The following is a 13732-nucleotide window of genomic DNA, read 5'->3' on the forward strand; positions in this document are numbered from 1 at the left end:
TCCGATCAGACGGCCGCGAGCTCGCGCGGGGGTGCGGGCGCCGGTGCGGGGACGTGTCCGGCGGGGTGCCCGAGCAGCCACTCCCACAGCTCCACCGGGTCCTCGAACTCGCGCTCGGCGGAGCAGTGGCAGACCGCGCGCAGCCGGTCCGTCCCCAGCACCCAGTGGATGCGGTAGACGCGGTCGCCGTTCAGGACAGGGGGCGCCTCGGGAATCACCGGGTCGTCGCCTCGTCCCGCGCACCGGCCATCCGGGCCAGCATCCGCCGCGCCGCGAGCCCGCCGGTGTCGATGTTGATCGACAGCTCCTGGTAGCCCTGCGGCTCGGTCGCGATGACCTTCTCCAGCACGTCGAGCGCCTCGACGTCCTGCAGCACCACGGTCCGGTTGTTCTCGGCGAGGAACGCCGAGACCTCGGCGTCGTCGAGCGCGAAGTCCCGCGCGACGGCCCAGAAGTCGTGCGTCGAGTTCTCCGTCTCCGGTGTGATCGCGTAGACGACCTCGACGTGGAACGCGTCCGGGTCGGTGCCGTCCGGGTTCGGCACGGAGCCGACCGGCGCGATCCGGCTGTGCAGCTTGTAGAGGCACGGCGGGGTGTACTCGATGTCCTGCCAGCGGGCGATCCGCCCCTCCAGGCCGGTGGACCGGGAGTAGAAGGGCGGGCACTCGGCGTCGTCCATGTGCCGGCTGACGTAGATGACGCCCGCCTCGTCGTCGACCTCGGTGGTGATCGGCGTGCTCGCGACCTCGGGCGTGCCGATGTAGCCGCCGTGCAGGTAGGTCTCGTGCGAGAGGTCGAGCAGGTTGTCGACGAGCAGCGAGAACCGCGCGGCGAGGGGCTCGCGGCCGCTGACGGTCGTCCAGCCGGCCGCGTCGAGGTAGGGCACCCGCGGGATACGGGACGCGTCGGCGAGCGCCGGGTCCCCGATCCACACCCAGACGAACGAGTCCTGCTCGACGACGGGGTAGCTGGTCAGCCGGGCCGTGCGCGGCACCCGGGTCTGCCCCGGCACGGCGACGCACTTGCCGTCCGCGCCGTAGGTGAACCCGTGGTACCCGCAGACGACCTGGTCCCCGACGAGCCGGCTCGGCGCCTGGGACAGCGGGAAGCGGCGGTGCACGCAGCGGTCCGACGTCGCGGTCACGGAGCCGGCCTCGGTGCGCCAGAAGAGGATGGGCTCGTCGCAGATGGTGCGGGAGAAGAGCTCGTGGGAGATCTCCCGGCCGTAGGCGGCCACGTACCACTGGTTGCGCGGGATCGCGCTCATGATCGTCTCCTTCTTCGACGGTGGTGGGGATCAGCTCGGGTTGGCGACGACCGCGGGTGCGGCCTCGCGGGCACCGGACGACGCCGGGCGGAGGAACAGGAGCAGGACCGCGGTGGCGACGAAGACCACCCCGACGGCGAGGTAGAGGTTCTGCGGCGTCCAGCCGGCGTCGAGCAGGGCGCCGGCCGCGGTGGGGGAGAGGATCGCGCCGATCCGGCCGATGCCGATCGCGGTGCCGACGCCGGTGGTCCGCACGTCCGGTCCGTAGATCGCCGGCGTCAGCGCGTAGAGGCCGGCGACGCAGCCGTTGACGAACAGCCCGACCAGGAAGCCGAGCGCGAACGCCACCGTCAACGACGAGCTCGCCGCGATGAACACCGCGAGCATGACCGCGGTCGCTACCAGGTAGGTCGTCAGGACGGCGCGCAGCGTCCAGCGGGCGGCGAGCGCACCGAGCAGCGTGGCCCCGAAGATGCCGCCGAGGTTGAGCAGCGTGCCGCCGGTGAGGCCTTGGGTGGCGGACATCCCGGCCTGGACGAGCAGTGTCGGCGTCCAGCTCGTCACGAAGTAGAACCCGGCCATGACCAGGAAGAATGCGCCCCACATCAGGAGCGTCGTCCGGCGCATCCCGGGCTCGAGCAGCCGCTTGAACCCGGAGCCGACGCCCCCGGTCGCGGCGGGCTGGGGCAGTTCGGTGAGCTCCGGCTGCCCGAGCCTGCGGGCCAGCGCGTTGACCTTGCCGAGCGCGCGGGCCGGACGGCGGGTCAGCAGGAAGTCCAGGGACTCGGGCAGCGTCAGCATGACCAGCGGGATGGAGACGGCCGTCGCGACGCCGCCGAACAGGAAGACCGAGCGCCAGCCGAACTCCGAGATCAGCACGACGGCGAGGAGCCCGCCGAGCGTCGCGCCGAGCGCGTAGCCGGTGGAGTTCAGGCTGACGGCCAGGCCGCGCCAGCGCTTCGACGCGTACTCGGCCGCGACGACGTTGCTGCTGGCCAGGATGCCGCCGATGCCGATCCCGGTCAGGACCCGCAGGAGGCCGAGCTGGGTCGACGACTGGCTCGCGGCCGACAGCAGCATCCCGGCGCTCGCCACGGCGAGGCAGGTCAGGATCATCGGACGGCGCCCGATCCGGTCCGCGAAGGGCGCGAGGAACAGCGCGCCCAGCGCCATCCCGACCAGGCCCGCCGAGAGCAGCAGGCCGAGCTGGGCGCCGTTCAGGCCGAACTCCGTCGAGACGGACTTGCCGGTGAAGGCCATGACCAGGACGTCGAAGCCGTCGAGCATGTTCAGCAGGACGCAGACGGCGACGGCGGCCCACTGGAAGCGGCGCATCGGGCTGTCGTCGAGCGTGGCCCGCAGAGAAGCAGGTGAAGAGGACACAGGCGCACTCCGTTGTCGCTTGCTGTGGTGGTCGGCCGGGACCAGGGACGCGGTGATCTGCATCCCGGATCGGCCGTGCCGTCATCGTGCGGACCGAGCAGGGCCGAGCGAAGACTCTTTCCGGATGCCGGAAAGAAAGTGCTAGTCGGCGAGGGCTCGGGAGATCGCCCGGGCGCTGGTCCGGACCAGCGGGACCAGCGAGTGCGCGGAGGCGCTCCCGTACCGGACGACCAGCGAGACGGCCGCGACGACCTGCCCGGTCCGGTCCTGGACCGGGGCGGCGACGGACAGCGCGTCCATCGTGACCTGGCGGTCGCTGATCGCGAACCCGTTCGTCCGGACGTCGGCGAGCAGGTGCCGCAGCACGTCGGGGTCGGTGACCGTGCGGGACGTGTGCCGGGAGATCGGGGCGCCGAGCACCTCGTCCTGCACGTCGACCGGGGCGTGCGCCAGCAGGACCAGGCCGACGCCCGTCGCCGTCAGGGCGAAGCGGCCGCCGACCCGGGTGAGCACCCGCACCGCGCCGGTCGCCGCGATCCGTTCGACGAACACGACCTCGGTGCCCTCCCGAACCGCGAGCTGGACGTTCTCCCGGGTGATCAGCGACAGGTCCTCGAGGAACGGGAGCGCGCGTTCCCGCAGGCCGGGGCCGCGCGGGGCGAGCGCGCCGAGCTCCCAGAGCCTCAGCCCGACGCGGTAGCCGCCGTCCGCGCCACGCTCGAGCGCGCCCCACTCGACGAGCTCGCCGACCATCCGGTGCACCGTCGACACGGGCAGCCCGGCCTGCCGGGCGAGCTCGCTGAGGCTCATCGCGGGGCGCTGCGGGCCGAAGGCGCCGAGGATGCGCAGGGCTCGGCCCAGCACCGGTCCCGTCGCCCGTGCCGCGTCCACACCGGCATTCTCCACCGGCAGCGAACTCGCTGGCCGGGGTCGGGGTACCCCGGATAGCGTCGGACCATCGCTCCCGGACCGCCGCCCCGCGCCGGCCGGGGCCTCGCGAACGACGGGAGATCCTCGGATGAGCGGCCAGGCCACCAGCCGCGTGGACACCGGTGCGCCGGTGAACGCGAACCTCGCGATCGGCCTGCTGGTCGGCTCGGCGTTCGTCATGATCCTCAACGAGACGATCATGAGTGTCGCGCTGCCCGCGCTGATCACGGACCTGCGGATCACGGTCGGCACCGCGCAGTGGCTCACCAGCGGTTTCCTGCTGACGATGGCGGTGGTCATCCCGATCACCGGCTTCCTGCTGCAACGGTTCCGGCCGCGGCAGATCTACATCGCGTCGATGACGTCGTTCAGCCTCGGCACCTTGATCGCCGCGCTCGCGCCCGGCTTCGGGATGTTGATGACGGGCCGGATCGTGCAGGCCTTCGGCACCGCGGTGATGATCCCGCTGCTGATGACGACCGTGCTGCGGCTCGTCCCGCAGGAGCGGCGCGGCGCGATGATGGGCACGATCACGGTGGTCATCGCCGTCGCGCCGGCCGTCGGGCCGACCCTCTCCGGGATCATCCTCACGGCGCTGGGCTGGCGGTGGATGTTCTGGATCGTGCTGCCGATCGCACTGGTCGCGCTCGCGGCGGGGGTGCGGTGGCTGCGGGTGCCGGCCGAGACGCGGCGCATCCCGCTCGACGTCCTGTCCGTGATCCTCTCCGCGCTCGCGTTCGGCGGGCTGGTCTTCGGGCTGAGCGGCGTCGGCGAGGCTGCGCGGGGAGGCTCTGGTGAACCCGTGGATCCCGACCGCGGTCGGGCTCGTCGCGATGGTCGTGTTCGTACTGCGCCAGCTCCGTCTGCAGGGCGAGGGGCGGGCGCTGCTGGACCTGCGGCCACTCGGCTTCCGGCCCTTCGCGGTGGCGATCGTGCTCGTCGTGCTGAGCATGATGTCGCTGTTCGGGGTGCTGATCCTGCTCCCGCTCTACCTGCAGGAGGTACTGAGGCTGAGCCCGTTCGTCACCGGGCTGGCGGTCCTGCCCGGCGGGCTCGTGATGGGTCTGCTCGGACCGGTGGTCGGGCGGCTCTACGACCGGATCGGGGCCCGGCCGCTGGTCGTCCCCGGTGCGGTCGTGCTGGCGCTCGCGCTCTGGGCCTTCACGACGCTGGGCGCGTCCTCCCGGCTCTGGATGATCATCGGGATGCACGTCGTGCTGGTCGTCGGGCTTTCGCTGATGCTCACGCCGCTGATCACGGACGCGCTCGGCCGGCTGCCGGGGGACCTGGACTCCCACGGCAGCGCGATCCTCGCGACGCTGCAGCAGGTCGCGGGTGCGGCCGGGACGGCCCTGTTCATCACCGTCATGTCGCTGGCGTCGGCCGACGCGGCCACGGGCACGGACGTCGCGGGCGCCCGCGCGGCGTTCCTGTGCGCGGCGGTCATCGCGACGGTCGCGCTGCCGCTCACGCTCCTGATCGGCCGCCGCGCGCCGGCGGACGCGACGGCCTGAGCGCCGGCCCAGGGCCCGACTCGCGGGGCCCGAGACCGCGACTCGCGGGGTGCCGGAGAGCGACTCGCGGGGGAGCGGCGTCGCGGCGTCGACGGCCCGGGCCCTCGGCGGCTGAGGCGGGCGTCCGGCGTGTGACCGGACCGGGGGTCCCGGGTCGGCCGCCGGGGTGCGTCGGAACCGGACGCCCGGGCCCGTCCCGGCTACCGTGTCCGCCATGGCAGGACGCTCGACCACCGGTGGCGCCGCGGGCAGGGGAGGCGGCACCCGGGCCGCCGCCGGTTCCGGCCGTGGCTCGGGCGCGTCGCGTTCCCGCACCACCGGCTCGTCGCGCAAGCCGGCTTCCGGCCGCAAGGCGCCCGCCCGCCGCCCGGCGCCGCAGAAGGGGCCGGACCTGATCGACCGCGGGATCGACGCCGTCGGCCGCGGGGTCGTGAAGGTGGGGAGGTCGACGGGCAAGGCCGTCGGGCGCACCCGGGAGATCGACCCCGCGCACCGCCGGGATGGTCTGGGAGTCGGCTTCATCGTGCTCGCCGTCATCGCCGGCGCGGGCGTCTGGTGGGGCGCGGGCGGCCCGGTCGGCCAGGGGTTCTCCACTGCGGTCGGGGCCGTGTTCGGCCTCGCCGGCGTGCTGTTGCCGGTCATCCTGCTCGGCGTCGGCATCGTCCTGATGACCACGCCGGCGCATCCGGAGGCGCGGCCGCGGATCGCCGTCGGCACGCTGCTGCTCGGCCTCGGCGTGCTCGGCCTCGTGCACCTGTTCGCCGGGTCCCCGGACGAGCCCGCACAGTGGGCCACCGGTGGCGGTGCGGTCGGGTACGTCGCCTCGACGCCGCTGGTCAGCGGCGTCACGGTGTGGGTCGCGGTGCCGATCCTGCTGCTGTTGAGCTTCTATGCCTTCCTCGTCCTCACCGGGATCCCGCTGCGCGAGGTCCCCAACCGTTTCCGCCGGCTGCTCGGCAAGCCCGAGGTGGGCCACGAGGACGACGAGCAGGACCTGTACGACGAGCCCGAGGACGAGGTCGCGCAGACCCCGCCGGCCCCCGCGCGCCGTCGCCCGACGCGCCGCCGGCAGGCCGCCGCGAGCGAGGCGGACGCGTTCAAGGACGAGGAGCCTCCCCCACCCCCGAGGACGAGGAGGAGGAGTACGTCCCGGTCACCCCGCCGCCGCGGAAGAGCCGCCCGGCGCCCGCCGCCGTCGTCGCCACCCCACCCGCGGAGACCGTCCCCGAGGCCGGCGAGGCCGAGCAGATGTCGCTCGCGATCCGCGAGCCCGTCAGCGAGACGGAGTACAAGCTCCCGCCCGCGGACATGCTGCCCACCGGTCCGGTGCCGAAGACGCGCAGCGCCGCGAACGACGCCATGATCGAGGCGATCACCGGGGTACTGGACCAGTTCAACGTCGACGCGCAGGTCACCGGCTTCACCCGCGGCCCGACGGTCACCCGCTACGAGATCGAGCTGGGCCCGGCCGTGAAGGTCGAGAAGATCACCCAGCTCTCCAAGAACATCGCCTACGCGGTCGCCACCGACAACGTCCGGATCCTCGCGCCGATCCCGGGCAAGTCCGCGGTCGGCATCGAGGTGCCGAACACGGACCGCGAGATGGTCCGGCTCGGGGACGTCCTGCGCTCGACGACCGCGCGCACCGAGCAGCACCCCATGGTCATCGGCCTCGGCAAGGACATCGAGGGCCACTTTCTCTGCGCCAACCTGGCGAAGATGCCCCACCTGCTCGTCGCGGGGTCCACGGGTTCCGGCAAGTCCAGCTTCGTCAACTCGATGCTGGTCTCGCTGCTCTCCCGGGCCACGCCCGAGGAGGTCCGGATGATCCTCATCGACCCGAAGATGGTCGAGCTCACCCCGTACGAGGGCATCCCGCACCTGATCACGCCCATCATCACCCAGCCCAAGAAGGCGGCCTCCGCGCTCGCCTGGCTGGTGGAGGAGATGGAGCAGCGCTACCAGGACATGCAGGCCAACAAGGTCCGCCACGTCGACGACTTCAACCGCAAGGTGCGGTCCGGGGAGATCACCGCGCCGCTCGGCAGCGAGCGGGTCTACCGGCCCTACCCCTACATCCTCTGCATCGTCGACGAGCTCGCGGACCTGATGATGACCGCGCCGCGGGACGTCGAGGACGCGGTCGTCCGGATCACGCAGAAGGCCCGCGCGGCGGGCATCCACCTGGTGCTCGCGACCCAGCGGCCGTCGGTGGACGTCGTCACCGGCCTGATCAAGACCAACGTGCCGTCCCGGCTGGCGTTCGCCACGTCGTCGCTCACGGACTCGCGGGTCATCCTGGACCAGCCCGGTGCCGAGAAGCTGATCGGCATGGGCGACGGGCTCTTCCTGCCGATGGGAGCGGGAAAGCCCGTCCGCATGCAGGGCGCCTTCGTCAGCGACGAGGAGATCTCCGATGTGGTCTCCTTCACCAAGGATCAAGCCGAACCGACGTATCTGGACGGCGTCACGGCGGCCAAGCAGGGCGAGAAGAAGGAGATCGATCCGGACATCGGGGACGATCTGGACGTGCTCCTGCAGGCGACCGAACTGATCGTCACCTCGCAGTTCGGCTCCACGTCGATGCTGCAGCGCAAGCTCCGCGTCGGGTTCGCGAAGGCCGGACGGCTCATGGACCTGCTGGAAACCCGTGGTGTGGTCGGTCCCTCGGAGGGCTCGAAGGCGCGCGAGGTGCTCGTCAAGCCGGACGAGCTCGAGAGCGTTCTCTGGCTCATGCGCGGTGGTGGCGGTCCCGACCCGGACGGCGACACGGACGAGTGACAGACGCGCCGTCGGTGACGGAGCGTGATCGCATTCCATCTGCGTGAACGGTCAAGTACCTGATCCACTGGTGAAACAGTGACCGAGCGTGGCATTGTGTCCAACCGGTCGGTCGCTGCGGCTCCCCCTCATCGCGTACCGACCGTCGTGTCGCCTGTCGGAAGGTCGGTCTATGTTCTGGAGCAAAAGTCGTCGTGGCCGCGGGGGCAACACGGGCAGACATGCCCTCGTGCCCATCCCGCTCACCGGCGGCCTGCTCAGCGGTCAGGTCCGTGACGGCGAGGGCAGGCCGCTGGCCGGCGCTGAGATCTCGGTGCTGGACCGGACGAGCCGGCGCGTCGCCCACGCGGACAGCGACCCCTTCGGCTACTTCGCCGCCGCCGTCGTCCCCGGCGAGTACCGCGTCCGCGTCGAGGCCGGTGGCTACCGCGGCGCGGGCAACGCCGTCGAGGTCGAGTGGGGCAAGCACACCGAGCTCGCGCCGATGAACCTGGCGACGGACGAGTCGCTGCTGCCGCCCCCGCCCGGGCTCTACGACATCGACCCGGACCACACGTCGGTCCGCTTCGTCGCCCGGCACATCGGCATGTCCAAGGTCTACGGCAGGTTCAACTCCTTCCGCGGCCAGATCTACATCGCGGACCCGTTCGAGGACTCCTCCGTCGACGTCGTGATCGACGCGGCCAGCATCGACACCAGCGTCGAGGCCCGGGACAACCACCTGCGCTCGGCGGACTTCCTCGACGTCGAGCGGCACCCGGAGCTGCGCTTCTCCAGCGGCCGCTTCGCGCAGCTCGGCGGCAACCGCTGGCAGATCGACGGGGACCTCACCCTGCACGGCCTGACCAGCGACACTTCGCTGGAGACGACGTTCCTCGGGATGCAGGAGTGGAACGGTGAACGCGTGGGGGCCGTCGCGACCACCGAGCTGCACCGCGAGCACTTCACGCTGAACTGGCAGCAGGTGCTCGGCAAGGGCCTCCCGGTCATCGGCTCGACGATCGAGATCACCCTGGACGTCCAGGCGATCCGCCAGTAGCCGCCCCCGACGTCACGGTGGCGCGGCGCCGGCGAAACCGTGCTGGCGCCACGCCTCGTAGACGGCGATCGACGCCGCATTGGCGAGGTTGAGCGAGCGGGAGCCCGGCTGCATCGGCAGCCGGACCCGGTCGCTCACCTCGGCCGCGTAGGCGACGGCCTCGGGCAGCCCGGTGGACTCCGAGCCGAACAGCAGGACGTCCCCGGGCGCGTAGGCGACGTCGGTGTAGCCGGTGGTCGCGGACGTGGTGAAGGCCCACACGTGCGGGCCGGGCAGGACCGCGGCCCACAGCTCGTCGAGACCGCGGTGGACGTGCAGCTGCGCGAGCTCGTGGTAGTCCAGGCCCGCCCGTCGCACGTTGCGCTCGTCGAGGGAGAACCCCAGGGGTTCGACGAGGTGCATCTCCGCCCCGGTGTTCGCCGCCAGCCGGATCGCGCTGCCGGTGTTGGGCGGGATCTCGGGGGCGTGGAAGACGATCCGGAACACGGTGCCTGCCTCTCAGCCGCCGGTCGCGTCGGGCCGCTCGGCGCGCCAGGCCGTCGCCGTCATGCCCGCCAGCTCCCGGAAGTCCCGCGCGAGGTGGGCCTGGTCGACGTAGCCGCAGTCCGCCGCCAGCTCGGCCAGACCCGGGGGTTGTGGGGCCCGCAGCCGCGTGCACGCCCGCTCGAAGCGGATCACCCGGGCCGCGGACTTGGGGGCGAGCCCGATCTCGTCCCGGAACCGTCCGGCGAGGTGCCGCCGGCTCCAGCCGACCTCCCGGGCCAGCTCCTCGATCCGCAGTGTCCCGCCCGTCTCCCCGAGCCGGTCCCACGCGTACCCGACCTCGGGCAGCGGCTCCCGACCGCGCTCCTCGCCGGCCGCCGCGAGCCGCCCCAGCGCGGCCTCGAGCAGCGCGAACCGCGACCGCCAGGTCCGTGTCGACGCCAGCTGGTCCAGCAGCGCGTGCGCCGTGCGGCCGAGCAGTGAACCGAGGTCGACGACGTCGCCCTGCAGCGCGGCGGCGGGCAGGCCGAGCAGGGTGCGGGCGCCGCGCCAGGTGAGGTCGACCTGCAGGCCGGCCTGCGGGGCGCCGGAGGCGATCACCGCGGGTTCGACGTGCAGGCCGCCGACGAATGCGTCGAAGGTGCCGGGGGTGCGGGCGGGGTCCGGCATCCGGAGCATCTCGACCGTGCCGTCGAGGCAGAGGAGGAACGTCAGGTGCGCGCTCGGGACGCCCTGGTGGGTGCCGCGGGCGGTGGCGCCCGTCCGGTAGCCGACGTAGCCGCCGACGTAGGGCCGTAGCCGCGGGCCCGGCTCGGCGCGCACGAACTGCTCCTCCGCGGCAGCCATGGGGCGAGGATAGCCGAGCTCGGACGGCCGCGGCGCTCTCGTGGATCAAGGCCGGGCGGGCGTTCCCGTCCCCCTTCCACCCTCGGTCGTCGGGGTCAGGGGCGCAGCTCGGCGGCCCGGCGCGCGCCTCGCGTGCGGAGCCACTCCGCCACGTCCGCCGCGCCGGTGCGGAGGGCGGCGTCGAGGGGGGTCGCGTCCTCCCACGACGGCCGGTGGTCGACGTCCGCGCCACGGTTGAGCAGCAGCTCCGCTGTGGTCCGGCTGCCTCCGTGGCACGCGTACCAGAACGCACGGTCGAGGTCCTCGGGCTGCGGGGGAGCGGCGTCCAGGGCGGAGGTGACGCGGCGGACCAGGCCGAGCGCCGCGGCGTCGTCGAGGGACGGGACCGCGCCCCGCTCCACCAGCCGCCGGGCCGCGGCCCAGTTCCCGAACACGCGGGCGTTGGTCAGCGCCGTGCCGCCGGCGATCGTCGCGCCGTCCGCCTCGATGTCCGCGCCCGCGTCGAGCAACGCGTCCAGGACGGCCATGTCGCCGCTGCTCGCGGCCCAGTGCAGCGGGGTCTCGCCGTGCCGGCCGAGGAACCGGGCGTCCGGCTCCGCACCCGCACGGGCCAGCGCCGCGACGGTCTCCGCGCCCCGCGGGAAGTGTCCCGGCCGGTCCGCGACGACGTGCAGGAGCGTCCGCGCCCGGTCCGGCCGGGCCTTCGCCAGCGACGGGTGCTCCAGCAGCAGCGCCTCGAGCGTCTCCACGTCACCGGCGCGGATCGCGTCGACGGCGGACCGGTGGAGATCGATCATCACGGCCTCACAGGTGCAGCATCATCCGGACGTTCCCCAGAGTGTTGGGCTTGACGTGCGCGAGGTCCAGGAACTCGGCGACGCCGGCGTCGTAGGAGCGCAGCATGGCCGCGAAGACCTCCTGCGAGACGGGCGTCCCGTCGATCTCGGCGAACCCGTGCCGGCCGAAGAAATGGCGCTCGAAGGTGAGCACGAACAGCCGTTGCAGCCCGAACTCCCGCGCCTGCTCGATGAGCGCCTGGACGATCGCGTGCCCGACCCCGCGGCCGAGTACCTTCGGGTGGACCGCCACCGTGCGGATCTCGCCCAGGTCCTCCCAGAGCACGTGCAGCGCCCCGCAGCCGACGACCTCCCCGTCGACCTCCGCGACCAGGAACTCGGGCATCGCCTCGTAGAGGGTGATGATCTCCTTGGCCAGCAGGACCTTTCCGGCGTAGTTGTCCACCAAGGACTTGATCGTCGTCACATCGCGGGCCCTGGCCCGTCGTACGGCCACCGCTGCCACGACGCCGGAGCGTAGATCATGGGACCGGCGTCTACCCTGTGAGCCGTGCAATCTTCCTCTCCCGAGGCCGCCCCGCGGCGTGCCGCCCTGCTGACGTTGGGGTGCGCCCGCAACGAGGTCGACTCCGAGGAGCTCGCCGGCCGTCTGGCCGGCAGCGGCTGGGAGCTCGTCGACGCGGAAGCCGACGGCGAGCCCGCGGACGTGATCGTCGTGAACACCTGCGGCTTCGTCGAGCAGGCGAAGAAGGACTCGATCGACACCCTGCTGTCCGCGTCGGACGTCGCGCGGCACAGCGGGGCGAAGGTCGTCGCGGTCGGCTGCATGGCCGAGCGGTACGGCGCGGAGCTGGCGGCGAGCCTGCCCGAGGCGGACGCGGTGCTGGGCTTCGACGCCTACCCGGACCTCGCCGAGCGCCTCGGGGACCTGCTCGACGGACACGCGCCCACCCCGCACGTCCCCGTGGACCGGCGCACGCTGCTGCCGATCTCGCCGGTGCAGCGCCCCGCGGCCAGCACCGACGTCGCGATCCCGGGCCACAGCTGGGTCCCGGACATCTCCCGGCGCCGCCTGTCGTCCGGCCCGGTCGCGTCGCTCAAGCTGGCCTCCGGGTGCGACCGGCGCTGCGCCTTCTGTGCCATCCCGTCCTTCCGCGGCTCGTTCGTGTCCCGCCCGCCGGAGGAGGTCCTGGCCGAGGCGCGGTGGCTCGCCCAGCAGGGCGTCCGGGAGCTGGTGCTGGTCAGCGAGAACTCGACGTCGTACGGCAAGGACCTGCCCGGCGGCACCCGCGCGCTGGTGGAGCTGCTGCCGGAGCTGGGCGCCGTACCCGGGATCGAGCGGGTGCGCGTGAGCTACCTGCAGCCGGCCGAGATGCGCCCGGACCTGATCTCGGTGATCGCGACGGCGCCCGGGCTGGCCCCGTACTTCGACCTCTCGTTCCAGCACGCGAGCGCGCCGGTGCTGCGCCGGATGCGCCGCTTCGGCTCGCGCCCGGACTTCCTGGACCTCTGCGAGCGCATCCGGGCCCTCGCGCCGGAGGCCGGGATCCGCAGCAACGTGATCGTCGGGTTCCCCGGGGAGACCGAGGAGGACCTGGCCGAGCTGGAGGCGTTCCTGGTGGGCGCCCGGCTCGACGCGGTCGGTGTCTTCGGCTACTCGGACGAGGACGGGACGGAGGCCGAGGGCTACGAGGGCAAGCTCTCCGCCGAGGAGGTCACGGCGCGGGTCGCCCGGGTGTCCGCGCTGGTGGACGAGCTGATGGCGCAGCGTGCCGAGGACCGCGTCGGCACCGAGGTCGTCGTGCTGGTCGAGTCGCTCTCGGACGAGGAGAACGACTGCGTCGGCCGGGCCGCGCACCAGGCGCCCGAGGTCGACGGCGAGTGCGTCTTCGACGCCGACGAGCTCGACGGGGAGCCGCTGCGGGTCGGGGACCTGGTGCGGGCGGTCGTCGTGGACACCGAGGGGACGGACCTGGTCGTGTCGCCGCGGGAGGTCGTGGTGGCCGTGGAGGCCGTCCGCGAGGCCGCGCAGGTGACCGGATGAGTGACGTCCCGGCAGGCGCTCGCGTGCCGCCGGGAGACGCACCGCTGCCGGGCGCCGCGCCCATACTGAACATCGCGAACGTGCTCACCGGGGTCCGGCTGGCCCTGGTGCCGTTCTTCGTCGTCGCGCTCTTCCGCGTCGACGGCCTGGACGCGGACTGGCGGCTCCTCGCGTTCGGCCTCTTCGCGGTCGCGGCGATCACCGACCGGCTCGACGGCGAGATCGCCCGCAAGCGCGGCCTCGTCACGTCGTTCGGGGAGATCGCGGACCCCATCGCGGACAAGGCGCTCACCGGCTCGGCGCTGATCGGGCTGTCGATCCTCGGGCTCGTCCCGTGGTGGATCACCGTGGTGATCCTGGGCCGCGAGGTCGGCGTCACCGTGCTGCGGTTCTGGGTGCTGCGCCACGGGGTGATCCCGGCGAGCCGCGGCGGCAAGGCCAAGACCTTCGTCCAGACGATCGCGATCGGGCTCTACGTGCTGCCGCTGCCGCAGCTGCTGCCCGCGATCAGCGACCCGATGGGCTGGTTCCAGATGGCGTTGCTCCTGCTCGCGCTCGTGTTGACCGTGGTCACGGGCCTGGACTACGTGTTCCGCGCGCTCCGGCTGCGCGCCGCCGCCCTCGGCCGGAAGGTTCCCTGACGGGGTG

13 protein-coding genes and 1 pseudogene are annotated in these 13732 nt (G+C 72.9%); 6 read left to right on the top strand and 8 right to left on the bottom strand.

Annotated elements, in window-relative coordinates:
• Positions 1-5: 5 nt before the first annotated feature.
• The 4 genes from WBK50_RS07405 to WBK50_RS07420 all read right to left on the bottom strand — a co-directional run bounded on the left by WBK50_RS07405 (position 6) and on the right by WBK50_RS07420 (position 3460).
• Positions 6-218 (bottom strand): hypothetical protein, encoded by a 213-nt coding sequence (locus WBK50_RS07405; protein ID WP_341334872.1) that lies wholly within the window; start codon positions 216-218, stop codon positions 6-8.
• On the bottom strand, positions 215-1267 hold the full coding sequence (locus WBK50_RS07410; RefSeq protein WP_341334873.1) for an aromatic ring-hydroxylating dioxygenase subunit alpha: 1053 nt from the start codon (positions 1265-1267) through the stop codon (positions 215-217). The genes WBK50_RS07405 and WBK50_RS07410 overlap by 4 nt, the downstream gene beginning before the upstream one ends.
• Positions 1268-1297: 30 nt before the next feature.
• Positions 1298-2650 (bottom strand): MFS transporter, encoded by a 1353-nt coding sequence (locus WBK50_RS07415; RefSeq protein WP_341334874.1) that lies wholly within the window; start codon positions 2648-2650, stop codon positions 1298-1300.
• A 141-nt stretch (positions 2651-2791) separates the two neighbouring features.
• A complete protein-coding gene (locus WBK50_RS07420) occupies positions 2792-3460 on the bottom strand; it encodes an IclR family transcriptional regulator (RefSeq protein ID WP_445942345.1) in 669 nt (222 codons plus the stop codon).
• A 208-nt stretch (positions 3461-3668) separates the two neighbouring features.
• Here WBK50_RS07420 and WBK50_RS07425 point away from each other — a divergent pair.
• The 4 genes and pseudogenes from WBK50_RS07425 (at position 3669) to WBK50_RS07440 (ending at position 8914) form a co-directional block, all read left to right on the top strand.
• Positions 3669-5094, top strand: a pseudogene (locus WBK50_RS07425) (DHA2 family efflux MFS transporter permease subunit).
• 214 nt (positions 5095-5308) lie between these two features.
• Entirely contained in the window at positions 5309-6457 is a 1149-nt protein-coding gene (locus tag WBK50_RS07430) for a hypothetical protein (RefSeq protein WP_341334875.1), read from the top strand.
• Entirely contained in the window at positions 6343-7875 is a 1533-nt protein-coding gene (locus tag WBK50_RS07435) for a DNA translocase FtsK (RefSeq protein ID WP_341334876.1), read from the top strand. The genes WBK50_RS07430 and WBK50_RS07435 overlap by 115 nt, the downstream gene beginning before the upstream one ends.
• Positions 7876-8104: 229 nt before the next feature.
• Positions 8105-8914, top strand: a complete 810-nt coding sequence (locus WBK50_RS07440; protein ID WP_341334877.1) for a YceI family protein — start codon at positions 8105-8107, stop codon at positions 8912-8914.
• Between the two features lie 12 nt (positions 8915-8926).
• Here WBK50_RS07440 and WBK50_RS07445 read toward each other — a convergent pair whose 3' ends face one another.
• The 4 genes from WBK50_RS07445 to WBK50_RS07460 form a co-directional block, all read right to left on the bottom strand.
• Complete coding sequence (locus tag WBK50_RS07445) at positions 8927-9400, bottom strand: tRNA (cytidine(34)-2'-O)-methyltransferase (RefSeq protein WP_341334878.1); 474 nt, start codon at positions 9398-9400, stop codon at positions 8927-8929.
• Between the two features lie 12 nt (positions 9401-9412).
• Complete coding sequence (locus WBK50_RS07450; protein ID WP_341334879.1) at positions 9413-10243, bottom strand: helix-turn-helix domain-containing protein; 831 nt, start codon at positions 10241-10243, stop codon at positions 9413-9415.
• A 95-nt stretch (positions 10244-10338) separates the two neighbouring features.
• Positions 10339-11040, bottom strand: coding sequence for an ankyrin repeat domain-containing protein (locus WBK50_RS07455; protein WP_341334880.1), 702 nt, complete (start codon positions 11038-11040; stop codon positions 10339-10341).
• A 7-nt stretch (positions 11041-11047) separates the two neighbouring features.
• The gene (locus WBK50_RS07460; protein ID WP_341334881.1) at positions 11048-11545 is read right to left on the bottom strand and encodes an amino-acid N-acetyltransferase; all 498 of its coding nucleotides are present in this window, start codon (positions 11543-11545) and stop codon (positions 11048-11050) included.
• Positions 11546-11590: 45 nt separating this feature from the next.
• On the opposite strand from WBK50_RS07460, the gene rimO reads away from it, so the two are divergent.
• Together rimO and pgsA are read left to right on the top strand one after the other, a co-directional pair.
• A complete protein-coding gene (rimO, locus tag WBK50_RS07465) occupies positions 11591-13084 on the top strand; it encodes a 30S ribosomal protein S12 methylthiotransferase RimO (protein WP_341334882.1) in 1494 nt (497 codons plus the stop codon).
• Positions 13081-13725: a CDP-diacylglycerol--glycerol-3-phosphate 3-phosphatidyltransferase gene (gene pgsA, locus WBK50_RS07470; RefSeq protein ID WP_341334883.1), complete on the top strand. Its 645-nt coding sequence runs from the start codon at positions 13081-13083 to the stop codon at positions 13723-13725. Before rimO ends, pgsA begins: the two co-directional genes overlap by 4 nt.
• Positions 13726-13732: the final 7 nt, after the last annotated feature.

Source organism: Pseudonocardia sp. T1-2H (genome assembly GCF_038039215.1).
Lineage (GTDB): Bacteria > Actinomycetota > Actinomycetes > Mycobacteriales > Pseudonocardiaceae > Pseudonocardia.